The organism is Pseudomonas sp. KBN10P06128, from assembly GCF_037574945.1.
Classification (GTDB): domain Bacteria; phylum Pseudomonadota; class Gammaproteobacteria; order Pseudomonadales; family Pseudomonadaceae; genus Pseudomonas; species Pseudomonas aeruginosa.
The window spans coordinates 2,241,508-2,261,078 of the sequence record NZ_JBBELR010000001.1 but is presented as its reverse complement, the minus strand read 5'-3'; the positions used below and the strand labels follow the sequence as shown (position 1 = coordinate 2,261,078).

At 66.6% G+C, this 19,571-nt stretch carries 22 protein-coding genes; 14 read left to right on the top strand and 8 right to left on the bottom strand.

What is annotated here, in order from left to right; genetic code table 11:
• Positions 1-10: 10 nt before the first annotated feature.
• Positions 11-922, bottom strand: a complete 912-nt coding sequence (locus VQ065_RS10810; protein ID WP_003086503.1) for a LysR family transcriptional regulator — start codon at positions 920-922, stop codon at positions 11-13.
• 134 nt (positions 923-1,056) lie between these two features.
• Between VQ065_RS10810 and VQ065_RS10805 the strand changes: the two genes are divergently transcribed.
• Positions 1,057-2,046, top strand: coding sequence for an aldo/keto reductase (locus VQ065_RS10805; RefSeq protein WP_003082273.1), 990 nt, complete (start codon positions 1,057-1,059; stop codon positions 2,044-2,046).
• Between the two features lie 94 nt (positions 2,047-2,140).
• Positions 2,141-2,728, top strand: a complete 588-nt coding sequence (locus VQ065_RS10800; RefSeq protein WP_003086501.1) for a DUF4234 domain-containing protein — start codon at positions 2,141-2,143, stop codon at positions 2,726-2,728.
• Between the two features lie 6 nt (positions 2,729-2,734).
• Here the strand turns inward: VQ065_RS10800 and VQ065_RS10795 are convergent, their stop codons facing one another.
• Positions 2,735-3,487 carry an SIR2 family NAD-dependent protein deacylase gene (locus VQ065_RS10795; protein ID WP_003086499.1) on the bottom strand — a complete coding sequence of 251 codons (753 nt, stop codon included), beginning with the start codon at positions 3,485-3,487 and terminating at the stop codon, positions 2,735-2,737.
• A gap of 13 nt (positions 3,488-3,500) precedes the next feature.
• Positions 3,501-4,997 carry a dGTPase gene (dgt, locus tag VQ065_RS10790; RefSeq protein WP_003086497.1) on the bottom strand — a complete coding sequence of 499 codons (1,497 nt, stop codon included), beginning with the start codon at positions 4,995-4,997 and terminating at the stop codon, positions 3,501-3,503.
• 230 nt (positions 4,998-5,227) lie between these two features.
• Here dgt and VQ065_RS10785 point away from each other — a divergent pair, with 230 nt between their 5' ends.
• Together VQ065_RS10785 and VQ065_RS10780 are read left to right on the top strand one after the other, a co-directional pair.
• A complete protein-coding gene (locus VQ065_RS10785) occupies positions 5,228-5,548 on the top strand; it encodes a DUF2025 family protein (RefSeq protein ID WP_003082265.1) in 321 nt (106 codons plus the stop codon).
• Positions 5,549-5,680: 132 nt separating this feature from the next.
• Positions 5,681-5,812, top strand: coding sequence for a hypothetical protein (locus tag VQ065_RS10780; protein ID WP_003086493.1), 132 nt, complete (start codon positions 5,681-5,683; stop codon positions 5,810-5,812).
• A 33-nt stretch (positions 5,813-5,845) separates the two neighbouring features.
• Here VQ065_RS10780 and def read toward each other — a convergent pair whose 3' ends face one another.
• Positions 5,846-6,385, bottom strand: a complete 540-nt coding sequence (gene def / locus VQ065_RS10775; RefSeq protein WP_003086490.1) for a peptide deformylase — start codon at positions 6,383-6,385, stop codon at positions 5,846-5,848.
• A gap of 209 nt (positions 6,386-6,594) precedes the next feature.
• Here def and yfiR point away from each other — a divergent pair, with 209 nt between their 5' ends.
• From yfiR to VQ065_RS10750, 5 genes are all read left to right on the top strand, one after another.
• Positions 6,595-7,167 (top strand): diguanylate cyclase inhibitor YfiR, encoded by a 573-nt coding sequence (yfiR, locus tag VQ065_RS10770; protein WP_003086488.1) that lies wholly within the window; start codon positions 6,595-6,597, stop codon positions 7,165-7,167.
• Positions 7,167-8,474, top strand: a complete 1,308-nt coding sequence (gene tpbB, locus VQ065_RS10765; RefSeq protein WP_003116327.1) for a diguanylate cyclase TpbB — start codon at positions 7,167-7,169, stop codon at positions 8,472-8,474. The genes yfiR and tpbB overlap by 1 nt, the downstream gene beginning before the upstream one ends.
• Entirely contained in the window at positions 8,446-8,952 is a 507-nt protein-coding gene (locus VQ065_RS10760) for an OmpA family protein (RefSeq protein WP_003145479.1), read from the top strand. Before tpbB ends, VQ065_RS10760 begins: the two co-directional genes overlap by 29 nt.
• Positions 8,953-9,226: 274 nt before the next feature.
• The gene (locus VQ065_RS10755; protein WP_003086483.1) at positions 9,227-9,781 is read left to right on the top strand and encodes a magnesium transporter; all 555 of its coding nucleotides are present in this window, start codon (positions 9,227-9,229) and stop codon (positions 9,779-9,781) included.
• A 106-nt stretch (positions 9,782-9,887) separates the two neighbouring features.
• Positions 9,888-10,262, top strand: a complete 375-nt coding sequence (locus VQ065_RS10750; RefSeq protein WP_003082252.1) for a hypothetical protein — start codon at positions 9,888-9,890, stop codon at positions 10,260-10,262.
• Positions 10,263-10,271: 9 nt separating this feature from the next.
• Here VQ065_RS10750 and VQ065_RS10745 read toward each other — a convergent pair whose 3' ends face one another.
• Entirely contained in the window at positions 10,272-11,111 is an 840-nt protein-coding gene (locus VQ065_RS10745; RefSeq protein WP_003082250.1) for a CvfB family protein, read from the bottom strand.
• A 254-nt stretch (positions 11,112-11,365) separates the two neighbouring features.
• Between VQ065_RS10745 and VQ065_RS10740 the strand changes: the two genes are divergently transcribed.
• Both VQ065_RS10740 and VQ065_RS10735 read left to right on the top strand, forming a co-directional pair.
• On the top strand, positions 11,366-13,690 hold the full coding sequence (locus VQ065_RS10740; protein WP_003082248.1) for an LTA synthase family protein: 2,325 nt from the start codon (positions 11,366-11,368) through the stop codon (positions 13,688-13,690).
• Between the two features lie 103 nt (positions 13,691-13,793).
• Entirely contained in the window at positions 13,794-14,129 is a 336-nt protein-coding gene (locus VQ065_RS10735) for a lysozyme inhibitor LprI family protein (RefSeq protein WP_003086480.1), read from the top strand.
• Positions 14,130-14,131: 2 nt separating this feature from the next.
• Here the strand turns inward: VQ065_RS10735 and hcuC are convergent, their stop codons facing one another.
• Positions 14,132-15,898, bottom strand: coding sequence for a hydrophobic compound transporter HcuC (hcuC, locus tag VQ065_RS10730; RefSeq protein ID WP_003086478.1), 1,767 nt, complete (start codon positions 15,896-15,898; stop codon positions 14,132-14,134).
• Between the two features lie 469 nt (positions 15,899-16,367).
• On the opposite strand from hcuC, the gene VQ065_RS10725 reads away from it, so the two are divergent.
• Positions 16,368-16,559, top strand: a complete 192-nt coding sequence (locus tag VQ065_RS10725) for a hypothetical protein (RefSeq protein ID WP_003109112.1) — start codon at positions 16,368-16,370, stop codon at positions 16,557-16,559.
• A 100-nt stretch (positions 16,560-16,659) separates the two neighbouring features.
• Positions 16,660-16,881, top strand: coding sequence for a VF530 family protein (locus tag VQ065_RS10720; protein WP_003082243.1), 222 nt, complete (start codon positions 16,660-16,662; stop codon positions 16,879-16,881).
• Between the two features lie 3 nt (positions 16,882-16,884).
• Here the strand turns inward: VQ065_RS10720 and hcuB are convergent, their stop codons facing one another.
• Both hcuB and hcuA read right to left on the bottom strand, forming a co-directional pair.
• Positions 16,885-18,033, bottom strand: a complete 1,149-nt coding sequence (gene hcuB / locus VQ065_RS10715; protein ID WP_003086471.1) for a hydrophobic compound transporter HcuB — start codon at positions 18,031-18,033, stop codon at positions 16,885-16,887.
• A 91-nt stretch (positions 18,034-18,124) separates the two neighbouring features.
• On the bottom strand, positions 18,125-18,748 hold the full coding sequence (hcuA, locus tag VQ065_RS10710; RefSeq protein ID WP_003086467.1) for a hydrophobic compound transporter HcuA: 624 nt from the start codon (positions 18,746-18,748) through the stop codon (positions 18,125-18,127).
• Positions 18,749-18,860: 112 nt separating this feature from the next.
• Here hcuA and VQ065_RS10705 point away from each other — a divergent pair, with 112 nt between their 5' ends.
• Positions 18,861-19,571: an rRNA pseudouridine synthase gene (locus VQ065_RS10705; RefSeq protein WP_003086466.1), complete on the top strand. Its 711-nt coding sequence runs from the start codon at positions 18,861-18,863 to the stop codon at positions 19,569-19,571.

The window sequence follows — 19,571 nt, the reverse complement described above, 5'->3', positions numbered from 1 at the left end:
GGAGGTCGATTCAGGCACGTCCCAGCCAGTCGCCGCGGATCATTTCCATCAGTTGGCGCAAGCCGGGTTGCGGCTGGCGTCGGCTCGGATAGTAGAGGCAGAACGGCGCGCCCATCGAGGTCCAGTCCGGCAATACCAGTTGCAGCCGGCCGCTACGCAGCTCCTCGGCGATTCCCACCTCCAGGCAGTAGGCCAGGCCGACACCGTCCAGGGCCGCGGCAACCGCCGTATTGCTTTCGTTGACGCTGAAGGGGCCGGGCACGTCGACCTCGACCATCCGCTCGCCGTCGCCCAGTTCCCATTTGTAGAACGAGTTGTCGCCCAGGCGCATGCGGATGCAGGCGTGCCGCAACAGGTCGTCCGGCCGCTGGGGCACGCCGTGGCGCGCCAGGTAATCGGGCGACGCGGCCACCACCCAGCGCAGCTCCCCGGTCAATGGCACCGCGACCATGTCCTGGGGCACCGTGCCGCCGTAACGGATGCCGGCGTCGTAGCCGTCGGCGACGATGTCGACCATGCGGTCCTCCACCGAAAGTTCCAGTTGCAGGTCCGGATACGCCTCGGTGAAGCGCCTGAGGACCGGCCCCAGCAGCAGCCGCGAGGCATCGCGCGGCACGTTCAGGCGCAGCCGGCCCACCGGCGAGGTGCGATAGGCATCGAGCTCGCCGAGCGCCTCGCCGATCACCTGGAAACCATCCTCCAGCTTGGCCGCCAGCGCGCTGCCGGCATCGGTCGGCACCACCGAACGGCTGGTACGGTTGAGCAGCTTCACCCCGAGCCGCGCCTCGAGGTTGCGCATGCTGTGGCTCAGCGCCGAGGTACTGACACCCAGTTCCTGGGCCGAGTGACGGAAGCTGCGGCGCCGGACGATGGTCATGAAGACGTTCAGGTCGGCGAGTTCGGAACGGGTGAAAGCCGGCATTCCAGGGCTCCTGGCAGTTCTCGGAGGTCAATGCAGCATTGAGCCACATTCAATCTCGGGTGATCTAGAGTAATCGCTCCGTGCCGCCGAGCGCATTGCCGGCAAGCGTTTTCCCGATCTGCAGGAGTATTTCCATGAGCGTTGAAAGCATTCGCATCGAGGGTATCGACACGCCGGTCTCGCGCATCGGCCTCGGCACCTGGGCCATCGGCGGCTGGATGTGGGGCGGCGCTGACGACGCGACGTCGGTGGAAACCATCCGGCGTGCGGTGGAATCCGGGATCAACCTGATCGACACCGCGCCGGTCTATGGCTTCGGCCATTCCGAGGAGGTCGTCGGCAAGGCCTTGCAGGGCCTGCGCGACAAGGCGGTGATCGCCACCAAGGCGGCGCTGGAGTGGAGCGACGCGGGCATCCACCGCAACGCCTCCGCCGCACGCATCCGCCGGGAGGTCGAGGACTCGCTGCGGCGGCTGAAGACCGATCGCATCGACCTGTACCAGATCCACTGGCCGGACCCGCTGGTGGCGCACGAGGAGACCGCCGGCGAACTGGAGCGCCTGCGCCGCGACGGCAAGATCCTCGCCATCGGCGTGAGCAACTATTCACCGGAACAGATGGACGGGTTCCGCCAGTTCGCTCCGCTGGCCAGCGTGCAGCCGCCCTACAACCTGTTCGAGCGCGCCATCGACGCCGACGTGTTGCCCTACGCCGAGCGTAACGGCATCGTCGTGCTGGCCTACGGAGCGCTGTGCCGCGGCCTGCTTTCCGGACGGATGAACGCCGAGACCCGCTTCGATGGCGACGACCTGCGCAAGTCCGACCCGAAGTTCCAGCAGCCCCGCTTCGCCCAGTACCTGGCAGCGGTCGCGCAACTGGAGGAACTGGCTCGCGAGCGCTATGGCAAGTCGGTGCTGGCCCTGGCCATCCGCTGGATTCTCGATCGCGGCCCTACGGTGGCGCTGTGGGGGGCGCGCAAGCCGGAGCAGTTGAACGGCATCGCCGACGCCTTCGGCTGGCGCCTGGACGACGAGGCCATGGCCCGCATCGAGCGGATCCTCGCCGAGACCATCCAGGATCCGGTCGGTCCCGAGTTCATGGCGCCGCCCAGCCGCAACGCCTGATCGGACGGCCGGGGCGGCAACGCCCCTGGCCGCTGGCCTGACGGAGCGGCGGAAGGCAAAATGGCGGTTTTTCTCAAGGACTGCCGGATCAGTTATGGAAAACGTCTACAAGACCCCGGAAGCGCCCCTGGTGGAAACCCACGGCGCGAAGCGGGCGCATTTCTTCGTCACTTCCCTGGGCAAGATGAGCGTGCTCTTCCTCGTCACCCTGGGGCTGTACGGCGTGTACTGGATGTACAAGCACTGGAAGGCCCAGCAACCGCAGATGGAACGGCGGATCAGCCCGGTATGGCGGGCGATCTTCGGCATCTTCTTTTTCCACGCCCTCGCCCGGCGGATCCACCAGGCCCTGCCGGAAGAGCGCCAGGCACTATGGAGCCCGAGCAAGGATGCGACCTGGGCGGTGCTGCTGACGGTCGCGGCGAACCTGATCAGCCACCTCACCGACGTGGTCCCCGCGCTGGAGCCCTACTCGCTGCCCTCGCTCCTGCTGCTGCTCACGCCGCTTATCCCGATGCGCAACATCCAGCGCCAGGCCAACCTCGCCAGCGGCGACCCGCAGGGCACGGGCAACGCCGGCTATTCGGGCTACAACCTACTGTTCATCGTGCTCGGCGCGCTCTACTGGCTGCTGATCCTGATCGGTTCCGCGGTGATCCTCTTCGGCTCGTCCCAGGGCTGAGCCGCCTCAGCCGGGAAACGCCCGGCGCAACAGTTCGGGCAGCACCTCGCCGGCCGGACCGACGAGACAGTGCTCGCGCGGATGGCGGGTGCGCACCGGTTGCGGGTTCACATGCACGACGCTGGCACCGTGTTCCAGCGCCAGTCCGGGTATCCGCGCCGCCGGCTGCACCACGCCGGAAGTGCCGACGCTGAGCAACAGGTCGCACTCGCAGGCCGCGGCGAAAGCCTCGCGCAGCGCCGCCTCGGGCAGCGCCTCGCCGAACCAGACCACGCCCGGCCGGACCTGTCCGCCGCAGGCCGGACAACGCGGCGGCTCGATCCGTCGTCCCTCTTCCGGCTCGACCGAATCGGGCAAGGCGTCCCGGTAGGCTGCCGCGCAGGTCGCGCAACGCGGCGCGTGCAGGCTGCCATGCAGGTGAAGGACGTCGCGGCTGCCGGCGCGTTCATGCAGGTCGTCGACGTTCTGGGTGACCAACCGGGTGTCGGCGATCCGTCCGCTCAATGCGGCAATCGCCCGGTGCGCGGGATTCGGCTGGACACCCAGCACCTTCAGGCGGCGCCACTCGTACCAGCCCCAGACCAGCGCGGGATCGTCGGCGAAGGCCGCGGGCGTAGCCAGGGCCGCCGGATCGTAGCGCGCCCAGAGACCGCCAAGGGCATCGCGGAAGGTGGGAATCCCGCTTTCCGCCGACACCCCGGCGCCAGTGAAGATCACCAGGCGGCGGGCGCCGGCGAGCAGTTCGACGACAGCGCGCATCTCGCTCCTCCGCTTACAGCGCGGACAACGCGCGGTATTCGTCCTGGGCATGCTGGTCGGTCATGCCGCTGACGAAATCCTGGAGCATGCGGCAGCGGTGGTAGAACTCCCACTGCCGCTGCAACGGGTCCTCCGCCACACCTTTCATGGCCTCCAGGTAAGCCTTGATCTGCTGGCTCGGCAGGCGCCGAACCAGCAGTTGCGGATGCGGCGCGGCGGCCTGGCGACCTTCGGCGAGGGCCTGGAACTCCTCGGCCGGCAGGCGCAGCAGCGGCGCGTAGAAATCCAGCAGCCCCTGGATGATGCGGTAGCCCTGCAATTCCAGGGTTTCCACCTCCGGATGGCAGAACACCCATTCCATGGCCACGTCCTTGAACGTCTGGACGATGGCGTGCGGCAGGCTGCCGTCCTCCATCAGCGCGCGGCCGAGGGTGCCGGCATGAACCGCTTCGAGGTTGTCGATGAACTGCTGGGCGGCGTGCTGGACCAGCGGGTGGATCATTTTCACCCGCAGGCGGATGAAGAATTCGCTGACCTTGTTGATCGGCTCCCGCTCGGCCTTTTCCAGCGAATAGTCGACCATCCGCTGGAAGCTCATGTTGTCCGCGTCGCCGGGAATCGGCGCGTCCGGCGAATGGTGGACGGCAAACTTCTTCACCAGCAGATCCGCCAATTGACGGATGTCGAGGATGCCTTTTTCCACCGAGTCTTCGATATCGGCCAGGCAATAGGAGATATCGTCGGCCGCTTCCATGATGTAGGCCACAGGGTGGCGAGTGCCCGGGCACATGCCGAGGACTTGGCGCAGTTCGTCGACGAAGGCTTCCTCGGAAAGATAGAAGCCCGGCTTCTTGTTCAGGTAGTGGTTCGCCGCCGCCTTGTCCGGCTTCGGCTCGTAGGCCGGACGCACGTACTTGAGCAGGCCGGCGGTCTGGGTGTAGGTGAGGTTCAGGCGCAGCAGCTTCACCACCAGGCGGATGGCCTGGGCGTTGCCTTCGAAATGCTTGAGGTCGGTGAGCATGCGCTGCTGCAACAGGCCGTCGCCCTGGCCCGGCGGTACGCGGCGCTCGAACAGGGCGTCGAGGTTGCGTTCGAACCAGTCGTTGATGGCGTACTCGCCGAAATGACCGAACGGCGGATTGCCGACGTCGTGCATCAGGCAGGCCATTTCCACCAGGCTTTCCAGCGCGCCCTCCAGCCCGTCCAGGCCGACCTCCGCGGCACGCGGGCCCAGTTGGCGGAACAGCGTGCGGACGATGAAACGCCCGGTCTGCTGCACTTCCAGGGAATGGGTCAGGCGGCTGCGCACCGCCGCGTTGCGCTCCAGCGGGAAGACCTGGGTCTTCTGCTGCAGGCGCCGCACGGCGGCGGAATTGACGATGCGCCCGCGGTCGCTTTCCAACTGGTAGACGATGTCTTGCAGATCGGTATTCCCGGCATGTCCGTAGGTTTCCCTGTCATGCGGACGCTGGCGGGATATCCGCTCCTTGAAATCCACGGCCCCTGGCATCTGGCGCTGTTCTCCACTCGGTCGGCTGCGAACCCCGAGCCTAGCGCGTGGCGGCGGTTTAACCAAGGTCGCGACAATCCGTCCCACTACCGTTCGCGATCCGCCCTCTTCCCCGGGCGGCGGCAACTGGCAGAATACCCCGCTCGGCACCAGCGACCCCCGCCGCAGAACGGGGGCGCCGCCAATCATGCGTGCGCCCATAGAAACAGGAACGTTCAGGGAGGTTCCGCATGAGCATCACATCCACCGACATCTGCCAGGCCGCCGATGCCCTCAAGGGGTTCGTCGGTTTCAACCGCAAGACCGGCCGCTACATCGTGCGTTTCAGCGAAGACTCCTTCGGCATGGACGTAGCCGACGACAGCATCACGCCCACCAGCGAGTTCGTCTGGAGTTCGGTACGCGACGACGTCATGCGCCTGGGCCGCGAGCAGTTGCAGATCCTGCTGGAACAGAACATCAACGAACGACTGAACATCGGCGAGCCGCTACTGGTCTATCTGCGCCGCCAGGACCTGCCGGAAATCACCGCACAACGCCAGTTGCGCTGAGCGCCGTCGATCGCCGCCCGCGCCGGGCGCTGCGCCACGCATTATGCTGGAAGCGTCCGCCGCCGTCCGGCGTCGCGGACGCCATCGGCCATCCGGCGCGCCACGCAGGTGCTGCGTGGGGAGGTGAACGCCATGAGCAAGGGACTGAACGCGAAGAAGGAAACTCGTAGGAAACCGCTGAAAACCGCCCAGGAGAAACGCCTGGCGAAACGAGCGAAAAAACACGCTCCGGCGGCGCCGCTCGGCACCCCATCGCGGAGCTGAGCCAGGCCGGAGCGGAGCCGCAGGCGCAACCGCTCAATCGTCCGCGGCGGGGTCCAGGTCGGGGAACAGCACCTCGGTGAAGCCGAACTTGCTGAAGTCGGTGATTCGCGAGGGATACAGGCGGCCGATCAGGTGGTCGCACTCGTGCTGCACCACCCGCGCATGGAACCCTTCGACGCTGCGGTCGATCGGCTGTCCCTGCGGGTCCAGGCCCTGGTAGCGGATGCGCCGATGGCGCGATACCGCGCCGCGCAACCCCGGCACCGACAGGCAGCCCTCCCAGCCCTCTTCCATCTCGTCGTCCAGCGGGGTGATCCGCGGGTTCAGCAGGATGGTCGGCGGCACGGCCGGGGCGTCCGGATAGCGCTCGCTGCGCTCGAAACCGAAGATCACCAGTTGCAGGTCGACGCCGATCTGCGGCGCGGCCAGCCCTACCCCGCCGACGTGATGCATGGTTTCGAACATGTCGTCGATCAGCCGTTGCAGCTCCTCGCTGCCGAGCAGTTCGGACGGCACCGGCTGCGCAATGCGCAACAGGCGCTCGTCACCCATCTTGAGGATTTCCCGGATCATGCCGCCCCCTGATTAAGGTCAGTAACGTCCTACATGCTCAGCCAGAAAACCAGACAGGACAAGACGCAAAGAGCTTCCATCTCCGGCAATTGCGTCATTGGTTTGACACCGAACGGCTTTCTTTCCCGGCACATCCGGTAATATTCGCCGCACACCGACTACACTGGCCAGTCGTACCACCCCGCTACGTTTTCCTGGAGGAAACCTTTTTGCCTTCGTTGCCCACCTTGCAGCCCCTCGACCTCTACAGGCGCACCCTGGCCTGCCTGGTCCTGGCGGTTTCCTGCCTGGGCGGCGGAGGCCTGTGGGCGGACGACGCACGGACGTCGGTCGAGCAACGCAGCAACGCGGTCAGTCAGGTTCTGCTGGGCATATTCAGCTACGTGCGCTGGCCGAAGGAACCGGCGGTTCTGCAACTCTGCGTGGTCGGCCCGACCGAGTACGCCGACGGCCTGCTCCGCGGCATGGTGCAGGCCAATGGCAGGCGCGTGCATGCGGAACGCCGCGCGGTGGACAACCCGGACCTCGGCACGCTCTGCAACGTGATCTACCTCGGAGTGGTCGACGAGCGCGAGCGCCAGCAGGTGTTCCACAGCCTGGCCGGGCATCCGGTCCTGTCCATCAGCGAGCGTGGCACCGAATGCAGCGTCGGCAGCATGTTCTGCCTCAACGTCGGCGGTCCGCGCATCACCTTCGAGGCCAATCTCGACTCCATCGCCCGCAGCGGCGTACGCGTGCACCCGAGCGTATTGAAACTGGCAAGGCGGCAGGCCACTCCGTGATGAACCGTCGTCGTCGCTATACGGGTTCCAATCCATCGCTGCGCCGGGTGCTCTATCGCGCGCACCTGGGCGTGGCGCTGGTCGCGGTATTCACCGCCGGGCTGGCAGTGACCCTGGTCGGCCTGCTGACCCTGCGCGCCTACGCGGACCCCAACCAGCAACTGATCGCCCGTTCCATCAGCTATACCGTCGAAGCCGCGGTGGTCTTCGGCGATGCCCAGGCCGCCGAGGAATCCCTGGCGCTGATCGCCTCCAGCGAAGAGGTCTCCAGCGCCATCGTCTACGACCGCCAGGGGCAGCCCCTGGCCAGCTGGCATCGGGAAAGCACCGGGCCGCTGCACCTGCTGGAACAGCAACTGGCGCACTGGCTGCTCAGCGCGCCGACCGAACAACCGATCCTGCACGACGGCCAGAAGATCGGTTCGGTGGAGGTGAAAGGCTCCGGCGGCAGCCTGCTGCGCTTCCTGCTCACCGGTTTCGCCGGCATGGTCCTGTGCCTGCTGCTTACCGCCCTGGGCGCCTTCTACCTGTCACGGCGGCTGGTACGCGGTATCGTCGGCCCGCTCGACCAACTGGCGAAGGTCGCGCATACCGTGCGCCGCGAACGGGATTTCGAGAAGCGCGTACCGGAAGCCGGCATCGCCGAGCTGAGCCAACTGGGCGAGGACTTCAACGCCCTGCTCGACGAACTCGAATCCTGGCAGGCGCGCTTGCAGGACGAGAACGCCTCGCTGGCGCACCAGGCCCACCACGACAGCCTGACCAGCCTGCCCAACCGTGCCTTCTTCGAAGGCCGCCTGAGCCGGGCGCTGCGCGATGCCAGCGAGCACCGCGAGCAATTGGCGGTACTGTTCATCGACAGCGACCGTTTCAAGGAGATCAACGACCGCCTCGGCCATGCCGCCGGCGACACCGTGCTGGTCAACATCGCCATGCGCATCCGTGGGCAGTTGCGCGAAAGCGACCTGGTGGCGCGCCTGGGTGGCGACGAATTCGCCGTGCTGCTCGCACCGCTGGCGTCCGGCGCCGACGCCCTGCGCATCGCCGACAACATCATCGCCAGCATGCAGGCGCCGATCCGGCTCAGCGACGGCAGCACGGTGAGTACCTCGCTGACCATCGGCATCGCCCTCTATCCCGAGCACGCGGATACCCCGGCGGCGCTGCTCCACGACGCCGACATGGCGATGTACATCGCCAAGCGCCAGGCCCGCGGCAGCCGGCGCCTGGCGGAACTCAACGACCCCCGCATCCTTCAGGAAGAAAAGGAGATAGACAGTGCTACCCCAGAGGCTCCACCCAAGTAGATTGCTCGCCCTCGCCCTGTTCAGCCTTGTGCTGGGTCTGACCGGTTGCCAGACCAAACCGCCGCAGACCGGCCTGAGCGCCGAGCAGATCGCCGTGCTCCAGGAGCAGGGCTTCGAACTCCGCGACGAAGGCTGGGAGTTCGGCATGTCGAGCAAGGTGCTGTTCGGCAACAATCTCGACCGTCTCAATCCCGACAGCCGCAACACCCTGACGAAGATCGCCCACGCCTTGCTCGCGGTAGACATCGACAAGGTCCGCCTGGAAGGCCACACCGACAACTACGGCGACGAAGGCTACAACCAGAAGCTCTCCGAACGGCGCGCCGAATCGGTAGCCGCGGTGTTCCGCGAAGCCGGCATGCCGGCGGCCAACATCGAGGTCCGCGGCCTGGGCATGAGCAAGCCGGTGGCCGATAACAAGACCCGCGCCGGCCGCAGCGAGAACCGCCGCGTCGCCATCATCGTTCCCGCCGAGTAATCCTGCGCTCGCGGGCTGCGTACGGCCCACCCGTACCTGGCCCGTCCATCGCCCGGCCCCGCCGCCACCCCGCTTCCGGCCTATGTTGAAGGAAGAAGCCAGCAGACCGGCGTACCGGCCGCCGCTGCCGCGGATGCTAGACTGAATGCTGCGCAAGAAACCGACAATCCCGGCCGACCTGCCGCTTGCGGGTGCTCCGGGATTCACCGACAGGGGGTATCGACCTTTGCCTGTTCGCCCAAGGAACAGGCCGTCAGACGATGGGAGGCATGCCATGAACCGGCATTACTACATCAGCGACAACCTCGACGAGCTGGAACGGCTCGAAGCCGAACTGGAAGCCAGCGGCATCGCCACCGAGCAGATCCACGTCCTCAGCGAAAAGGACGCGGAGACCGGCCAGCGCCATCTGCACGAAGTCTCTCCGTTCATGAAGAAGGATGTGGTCCGCTCCGGCCGTGTCGGCCTGCTGGTCGGCCTCGCCCTGGCCATCGTCGCCGTGGCCTTCGCCTATGCCAGCGGCTGGACGGAAACCGCCGCCGGCTGGATTCCGGTGATCTTCCTCGGCGCCGTGCTCTGCGCGTTCTGCCTGTGGGAAGGCAGCTTCTTCGGCCTGCAGCGCACCAACCGCGCCTTCCGCCCCTTCGAAGAACGCCTGCACCAGGGGCAGCACCTGTTCTTCGTCGATGTGAAGAACGCCCAGGAGCCGATCCTGGTCAACGTGGTCAGCCACCACCCGCGCCTGCAGGACGCCGGCACCGGCCCCGCGGTCTCTCCGCTGCTGCTGGGCTGGCAGCAACGCTGGCGGCGGTTCCGGCGGATGGTCTGAGCGGCGGGGCCGGCGCACCGCGCAGGTCCTGCGCCGTCCCTCCGGCTGCTAGAATATCCGGCTACCCGCCCGCCATCCCGGCCGGCGCGGCCCGTCAGGAAACTCCATGAAACTCGATAAAGCGGCAGCCATCGCACAGCTCAACCAGGCCTTGGGCATGTCCGTGCTGGATGCCGGCAACACCCTGCTCGCCCGCTTCAACAAGAGCAAGAACGTCTGGTGGTTCGATATTCCGCTCAGCCAACTGAAGGCCGGCAAGTTCCTCAACCTGCTGCTGGCGAACCCGGCCGGCGATGCAGTGGAGCACCTGAAGGTGCCCACCGGTTTCCTTCGCCAGCAGCAGGACAGCCTGGAACTGCGCGACAAGAACGCCCGCCGGCCGACCCTCAGCCTGGAGCTGAGCGCGGACCCCGGCAAGCGCCTGCGCGACGTCCGCCCCGGCGGCGCTGGCCTGGACTTCGCCCCGTTCCTCCAGCCCTGAGCGGAAACCTCAGCGCGGCAGTTCGATGCGTTCCGGGTGGATCAGGATCAGGCCTTTCTTGTAGAGACCGCCGATGGCCTTCTTGAAGGTCCCCTTGCTGACCCCGAAGAGCCGGTGGATATCTTCCGGCGAACTCTTGTCGCTGAGCGGCAGGCTGCCGCCGGCCTCCAGCAGCCGGGCGAGAATCTGCTGGCTCAGCTCGACGGCGGCCTCGGCGCCGACCGGCTGCAGGCTAAGGGCGATCTTGCCGTCCGCGCGCAATTCCTTGATGTAGCCCTGTTCGCGCATGCCGCTGCGGAGGAACTTGAACGCCTCGTTCTTGTGGATCAGGCCCCAGTGCTTGCCCTCGATGATCGCCTTGAAGCCCATCTCGGTACGCTCCACCACCAGCAGGTCGACCGCCTGGCCGACGCTGTAGCGTGGCGGCAGGTTGTCCAACTGGCGGTCCAGGCGTGCGGTGGCGGTGATGCGGTTGGTGCGCTTGTCCAGGTAGACGTAGACCACGCAGTAGTCGCCGACCTGCAACGGACGCTTTTCTTCCGAATGCGGCAGCAGCAGGTCCTTGGGCAGGCCCCAGTCGAGGAACAGGCCGATCCGGTTGATCTCCACGACCTTCAGGCTGGCGAAACCGCCGACCTGGACCTTGGGCGTCTGAGTGGTGGCGATCAGGCGGTCGTCGCTGTCCAGGTAGATGAACACGTTGAGCCAGTCGCCCACTTCGCTGGGCTGGTCCTTCGGCACATAGCGCTTGGGCAGGAGGATCTCGCCGTGCTGGGTACCGTCGAGATAGAGCCCGAACTCCGTGTGCTTGACCACCTGCAGTGAATTGAAACGCCCGATGACCGCCATGTTGTCTCCCCCTGTCGAAGGGGCGGCATTCTACCGGGCGCCACGCATGCGGGCGGAAGTTTTTGCCGGTACGCCGACGCCGCTCATCGCCTTGCCGGCCATTCGCGCCGAAACATCCTGAACCACGCGGACATTTCCCAAATGCCGACTGTCTACTGGCAGTAAGCACAACGATGTTTCAAAATCGTGAACCCTAAAGACTTTTTTGGAACATCCTTATCAAGGATTCTCGCTGCCGCTCATCAGGAGTTCCTGTGCGTCCACTCAGCCGTTGGCTCTCATCTTGCGGCTCGCTTCTGGCGCTGGCCGCGCTGTTCCTGGTCGTTCCCCTCGCCGGCCGCTACTGGCTCGGCTGGTCGACGCCGTTCGGCTATCTCTCGGACCTGGCCCTCGGCAGCCTGCTGGTGCTGCTCCTGCATCGACGCTCCCTGTGGTTCGCGCTCCCGGTCATGCTGCTCTGGTGCCTGTTCCTGATCGGCAATGCCGAACTGGTCGGCGCGGTCGGGCGCATGCCGGAACCTTCCGACCTCAAGTACCTGCTGGATCCGCAGTTCGTCAGCAGCTCCACCCAGGGCGGCGGCCTCGCCCACCTGCCACTGGCGCTCGGCCTCGGTGGCGCGACATTGCTTTGCGTGCTGCTCTGGCGTCGCCGCGGTCCGCGCCTGCCGCGCTATGCCTACGCGCTGCCGGCGGCGTTCCTGGCGGCGCATGTCGGCCTGCAATACCTGCGTCCGAGCGACGCCGACCAATGGCAGCAGTACAACCTGCCGCACAAGCTGCTGGCCAGCGCGCTCAGCAGTGGCCAACTGGCGGTCGAAGACTGGCTCGCCGACGACCGTCCGGACACCCCGCCGGACGTCGCCGGGCTCAACCAGCTCGACCTTTCCGGAACGCCGCTGCTGGCCGGCGGAGGGCGCGCGCGCAACGTCCTGATCGTGGCCATGGAGGGAATCCCCGGCGCGTATATCGCCGCCAACCGCGCCGCCATCAACAGCAGCTACCACGAAGCGCCGATGCCCAGACTGAGTGGCTGGGCCGAACGGGCGATGACCACCCCGGACTACGTGCTGCACAGCCACCAGACCATCCGCGGCCTCTACGCCATGCTCTGCGGCGACTACAGCAAGCTCGACTCGGGCACGCCGAAGGGCGTCGAGCTGCTCAACAACCCGGCCCGGGCCAGGGAGTGCTTGCCCGCCCAGCTGCGCCAGCACGGTTTCAGCACGCACTTCCTGCAGGGTGCCGGCCTGCGCTTCATGGCCAAGGACAAGGTCATGCCGCAGATGGGCTTCGACAAGACCCTCGGGCGCGACTGGTTCCGCAACACGTCCTACCTGGAGTTTCCCTGGGGCATGGACGACAAGGCCTTCTTCGAGGGCGCCGCGACCTACGTGAAGCAGCTGCGCCAGCAGAAGAAACCCTGGATGCTGACCCTGCTCACCGTCGGCACCCACCAGCCCTACTCGGCGCCTGCCGACTACCTGGCCCGCTACCCGAGCGCCAAGCAGGCCGCGGTGGCCTATCTCGACGACGCGATCGACGCCTTCCTCGCCGACCTGGAGAAACAGGGCGTGTTGCGCGACACCCTGGTGGTGCTCACTTCCGACGAATCCCACGGTGTCGACCAGGTGCGCCTCGCCTCGGCCTGGGGCTTCAACCTGGTACTGGCACCGGAACAGGCGGCGCTGCCGCCGATCAAGAGCGGCGTCTACGGCCACGTCGACCTCGCCGCGTCCGTCCTCGACTATTTCGGCTACCGCGTGCCGGCGGGGATTTCCGGGCGCTCGCTGTTCCGCGACTACGCCAGCGGCCGCGAAATGATGTCCTACACCAACGGCATGCTGCGCCACCACGACGGCAAGGACACCTTCGTCGAATGCGATTTCCAGCAGGTCTGCCGGCGCTACCGCAGCGAGGGCTTCATCGCCGACGAAGCCGAGTTCCTCGGTCGCTTCAGCGGTCGCCAGGCACGCCTGGTCAGCCAGCGCGCCGCCGTCCTCGACCACTCCGTGCAACAGGCCGGCCAGTTGGGCCAGGAGTTCCAGTTCGCCACCCACGAACGCATCCGCCTGAAGCCGGAAACCCACAACGACTGGACCGACAACCTGATCGGCGCGCAATACCTGGAGATGCCGAAGAACAGCAGGACCACGGTCACCCTGAAGATCCGCGCCTTGCAGATGGACCGCAACGGCGCCCGGGTGACGCTGAAGACCAAGGAGTTCGAACGCGACGTTCCCATACCGGTACCGGACATCCCGCGCCTGCTCAAAGGCAAGCCGCTGGACATGAGCTTCACCTTCGACAACCCGGAAGCGCGCAAGGCCTTCTCCTTCCACTTGCTCGCCGAGGGCCGCGGGATCATCGAGATCAGCGACTTCCACGTGGTCACGGCGGCCAACCCGGAACCCGTGGAAAGCCGCAGCCAGGTCGCCGAAGCGGCGAAGGAACAGCCGCTGCTGAGCACCCTGAAAAGCCTGTTCGCCAACCGCCCCGAAACCGAGGAAGCGGAACGCGCGGACGCCCCTCGGGAGCGCACCGTCATCCCCGAGCAGAAGGCCCTGATCCTTTCGCACTGACCGCGCCGGAGCGGCCCGCCCGGCCGCCGCGCGCTCCCCGCTGAACCCAGCGCCGTCGCTGGCGTCGAAGATTCGCAAGCAACCAGGCGAAACGGAGAACGGCATGAAGCACCTGGCATTCCTCGCCCTCGGCGGACTCCTGCTGGCGCCCCTGGCCGAAGCGGCCAGCTTCGATTGCGAAAAGGCTGAGCGAGCGGACGAAAAGGCCATCTGCGCGAACCGGGCGCTGAACGACAAGGACGTCGAGATGAGCGTCAAGTACCACTTCCTCCGCGGCCTGTTCGCCATGGGCGGCCGCGGCGCCATGCAGGACCGGCAGCAGGACTGGCTGCGTGAGCGCCGGCGCTGCGGTGGCGACACCGACTGCCTCTCCCGTGCCTACGCGCAGCGTATCGACGAGCTGGACAAGCAGTACGCGGGTATCGACAAGCCGCTCTGAAGCTAGCGTCCGCCGACGGCGAACTGCAGTTCCGCCAGGCGCGCATAGAGCGGGTTCTCGGCGATCAGACGGGCGTGGCTACCAATCGCCACCAGCCGCCCCTGGTCGATCACCGCGATGCGGTCGGCGCTCTGTACCGTGGCCAGGCGATGGGCGATCACCAGGGTGGTACGTCCGCTCATCAGGCCTGGCAGGGCCTGCTGGATCAGGTGCTCGCTTTCCGCATCCAGGGCGCTGGTCGCCTCGTCGAGCAGCAACACCGGCGCGTCTACCAGCAACGCCCGGGCGATCGCCAGGCGCTGGCGCTGGCCGCCGGACAGGCCGATGCCGCCCTCGCCCAGGTGGGTGGCGTAGCCCTGCGGCAGACCCAGGATGAACTCGTGGGCATGCGCGGCACGCGCTGCGGCCTCGACCTCGGCGGCGCTGGCATGCGGACGGCCGTAGCGGATGTTTTCCTCGACGCTGCCGAAGAACAGCGCGGGGTTCTGCGACACCAGGGCAAAGCTGCGGCGCAAGTCGGCCGGGTCCAGTTCGACGATCGGCTGTCCGTCCAGCAGCAGCCGCCCCTGCTGCGGATCGAAGAAACGCAGGAGCAGATCGAACAGGGTCGACTTGCCGGCACCGGAAGGTCCGACCAAGGCCAGGGTTTCCCCCGGTTCGACGGCCAGGCTGATGTCGTCGATGGCCCAGTGTTCGGGACGGGTCGGATAGGCGAAGCGCACCGCCTGCAATTCGATCCTCCCGCTCACCCGCGCCGCCAGCTTGCGTGGTTGCGCTGGCGGGCGGATCTCGCTGCGCGCCCTGAGCAGCTCGGCGATGCGCTCTGCGGCGCCGGCAGCGCGCTGCAATTCGCCGATCACCTCGCTGAGGGTGCCGAAGGCCATGCCGACGATCAGGCTGTAGAAGACGAACGCGGCCAGTTCGCCGGCCGAGATGCTGCCGGCGATCACGTCGCGGCCGCCGACCCAGAGCATGATGCCGACTGCGCCGAGCACCAGCACGATCACCACGGTGATCAGCCAGGCGCGCTGGGCGATGCGCTTGCGCGCGGTGTCGAAGGCGCGTTCGACGGTGCCGGCGAAGCGCTGGCGATCCTGCGCCTGGTGGTTGTAGGCCTGCACGGTCTTGATCTGGCCGAGGGTTTCGCCGACGTAGCTGCCGACGTCGGCCACCCGGTCCTGGCTTTCCCGCGACAGGCTGCGTACGCGGCGGCCGAACAGCAGGATCGGGGCGATCACCAGCGGCAACGCCAGCACCACGATGCTGGTCAGCTTGGCGTTGGTGACGAACATCAGCAGCACCCCGCCGACCAGCATCAGGGCATTGCGCAGGGCCATCGACAGCGAGGAACCGATCACCGTCTGCAGCAGCGTAGTGTCGGCGGTCAGGCGCGACTGGATCTCGGAGCTACGGTTGGTTTCGTAGAAACCGGGATGCAACTCGATCAGGTGGTCGAACACGCGCTTACGGATATCGGCGACGAAGCGCTCGCCGATCCAGGACACCAGGTAGAAGCGCACGAAGGTGCCCACGGCCAGGCCGAGCACCAGCACGAAGAACAGCAGGATGTAGCGATTGAGCAATTCGGGCGAGGCGGTGAGGAACCCCTGGTCCACCAGCAGGCGGATGCCCTGGCCCAGGGACAGGGTGATCGCCGCGGTGAACAGCAACGCCACCAGGGCCCCGAGCATGCGCCAGCGGTAAGGCGCCATGAAGCGCCAGGCCAGGCGCAGGGCGATACGTTGGCGGGAGGAGAGAATGGCTGGCATGCGGCGCTCGCTCGGCGGCTGGGGTTCCGCAGGTTAGCACCGGGAACGCAGCGAGGCGATGCATGCCCCGGCCGGCAGCGCGATGATATCGACGTATATATCCGGGCAACTTAGCCGATAACTAATCGTGAACTTTTCATTATTCTCGATATAGGCGAGTTAGAGCCCCGGAGAACTTTCTCGCTCAATTAGTGCAAACATTGGAATTCATGCCGGATGCGCGAAGGAGTTATCCACCTGGCGGTATCCTGCGTCGCCCGGGGTCGGCGGGACATCCAGCCGCGGAGACCTCGAGCAGTTCGCCGCCGGCTCGCCAATGCCGCAGCGCCTCGCTCGGGTATTGCCTAACGGACTTTATAGAAAACAGCAGGTTACGTCCGAAATCTGATCGACAATATTCAAGATGAAATAAAACGCCGCTTCGGTTATAATGAACGGCCATATTTAATGCAGAGACAGGTCCCCGGATATGGCCATCATGAAGAAAACCGTCGCGCCGAAAGCCGCCAAGCCGGCTCCCGCGGTCGAAACCCGCGAGTCCATCGAAGCGCAGGTCGCCGCCTTCCTCCAGGCCGGCGGCGAGATCCAGAAGATCGCCAAGGGCGTCAGCGGCCAGGTCTACGGCCCGTCGCGGCAGATCACCATCAGCAAGAAGCGCTGATCGCCCGCCCCTCGCCGGGGACTACGAAGGGGATGGCAGGCCGGCACGCAGATGTGCCACGCTCCATCCCCTTTTTCATTGCCTGAATCCCGAGCCCTTCATGCCTGGCCATCCCGATCCACTGCACGGCGTCACCCTGGAAAAACTGCTCACCGAACTGGTCGCCCACCACGGCTGGGCGGAACTTGGCAAACGGGTCGACATTCGTTGTTTCAGGAACGACCCGAGCATCAAGTCCAGCCTCGCCTTCCTGCGCAAGACGCCCTGGGCCCGGGAAAAGGTCGAGGCGCTCTACGTCCAGCTCAAGCGCAACCAAGGCTGAAGGCTAGCGCGCCAACCCCAGGCGCAGCAATTGCCCGGCCTTCTGGTCGGTGAGCAGGTAGAGATAGCCGTCCGGGCCCTGCCGCACGTCGCGGATGCGCACCCCGAGATCGCCCAGCAGGCGCTCTTCGTGGACGATCCGGTCGCCATCCAGTTGCAGGCGGATCAGTTCCTGCGTCGCCAGCGCGCCGATGAACAGATTGTGCTGCCAGGCCGGGAAGCGCTGCGCATCGTAGAACGCCATGCCGCTGATCGCCGGCGACTTCTCCCAGACATGGTGCGGCGCCTCGGTACCGTCGACGGCCTTGCCCCTGGCTTCGGGGATCGGCAGCAGGGTGTAGTTGATTCCATGGGTCGCCAGCGGCCAGCCGTAGTTCCCGCCGGCCTGGGGTATGTTGATCTCGTCGCCGCCGCGCGGGCCGTGCTCGTGGGTCCAGAGCTGGCCGGTCCAGGGATTCAGCGCGGCGCCCTGCTGGTTGCGGTGGCCATAGCTCCAGATCTCCGGCCGCGCGTCGGCACGGCCGACGAAGGGATTGTCCTTGGGAACGCCGCCGTCCGGATACAGGCGGACGATCTTGCCCTGCAACTTGTCCAGGTCCTGCGAGGTGCTGCGCTGGTTGTTCTCGCCGAGGGCGATGAACAGGTGGCCCTTGCCGTCGAAGACCAGGCGCGAGCCGAAGTGATGGCCGCTGGAAAGCTTCGGCAACTGCCGGAAGATCACGTGGAAGCCCTCCAGCCGTCGCTTGTCCGCCGATAACTGGCCGCGTCCCGCCGCCGTTCCGGCGCGGCCGTCCTCGCCGGCCTCGGCATAGGTCAGGTAGACCAGCCGGTCCTCGGCGAACCCCGGCGACAAGGCGACGTCGAGCAGGCCCCCCTGGCCGCTGGCGAAGACCCTGGGTACGCCTTCCAGCGGCGCCGACAACTGGCCCTCGGGACTGACGAAACGCAAGCTGCCGGGCCGCTCGGTGACCAACATGCCCTGGTTGTCCGGCAGGAAGGCGACGGCCCAGGGATAGGCCAGACCGCCAACCACCGGGGTGACCTCGACGGCGCCCAGCTCGCTGTCGTGGCGACCGGCGTCCACCGCCTCGGCCGACGGGGCGAGCAGTGCGACAGCGCTCAGCAGGATGGCATTCAAAGACAGGCCCGGCATGCGTTCTCTCCTTCCCCAAGCAAAAACACCACTCTAGTCGCAGATCCGCCGCGCCTGGCGGTCCGCACACGGGCTGTAACAAACCCGCCCCTCAAAGCAAGGCGACCATTTCCTTGAGGGTCACCGCCCAGGTGCCCTTGGCATTGATATAGCGATAGCCGAACCGGGAACCGTGCGCCTCGCTGGTGATCACCGCGTTCCAGGCCTGCCCGCGCGGCAGGTCGTGGGCCGGGTCGAGGAGCAGGAAGGCGCGCTCGCTCATGCCGATGGCCAGGCCCCAATGGCGGATATCGCTGCCCTTGCGGCCGTGGAAACCGAGCACTACCGGAAAGCCGGCCTCCAGGTATTCGCGGGTGTGCCGGACCAACCTGCGCCCCTCGCCCTTGAGGGCGAAATGCTCGGTATCGTTGATCTCGGCCAGCAGCTCCAGCAGGTCGACGCCGGTGGTGCCGACGCGCAGCAGCGGGCCGTGCTGGTCCAGCGCCTTCATCAGGCGCCCGTAGCGACTGCGACTGTCGACCCGCTCCAGGCCCTTGGCCTGGCGCCGGCGCAGTTGGCCGCGGACCAGCATCGCCATGACCAGGCAGTAGGGCCCGCAGGCGCCGTCCATGTCGCCCTGGCGCAGATGGACCTTGTCGCCATTGGCGTTGCACAGGCCGCCGCTGCCATCCTCGTCCAGGTCCCATTCCAGGCCATCGATCAGGCGTGACTGCATGAGGGTCTCCTCTCCGGTTCCTTAAGTTGGGACCGAGCGGGCGCCGAATCATTCCTCGGCGCCCATCGCCACAACGAGTAAACTGGCGGTCTTTCATTCCAGTAGCCTCGCCATGACCGACCCGATCCGCCTGTCCAAACGCCTCGCCGAACTCACTGCCTGCTCGCGCCGCGAAGCCGAGCTGTACATCGAGGGCGGCTGGGTCAGCGTCGACGGCGAAGTGATCGAGGAGCCACAGTTCAAGGTGCTCGACCAGCGCGTGGAGCTGCTGCCGGGCGCCCGCGCGGAAACGATCGAACCGGCCACCCTGCTGTTGCACAAGCCGGCCGGCTGGCGCCACGACGATTTCGAAGGTCTGCTCGCCGCGGGGCGGCGCTGGAGCGATGACCCCAGTCCCTTGCGAGCGCTGAAGAAACACTTCGCCCGCCAGCGTCCCACCCTCGCGCTGGACAGCGAGGCTTCCGGGCTGGTGGTGTTCAGCCAGCAGCACGGCGTACTGCGCAAGCTGGTGGACGACGGTGCACGGCTGGAGCAGGAATACCTGGTCGAGGTCGCCGGCGACCTGGCCGCCGGCGGCCTCGAGCGCCTGCGCCACGGCCTCGCCTACCAGGGCCGCAGGCTATCGCCGTGCAAGGTCAGTTGGCAGAACGAAAGCCACCTGCGCTTCGCCCTCAAAGACGTGCTGCCCGGCCAGTTGCGCTTCATGTGCGAAAGCGAGGGGCTGGAAGTGCGGAGCATCCGCCGCCTGCGCATCGGCGCGCTGTCGCTGGCCAGGCTACCGCTCGGCGAATGGCGCTACCTCGGCCTCCACGAACGCTTCTGA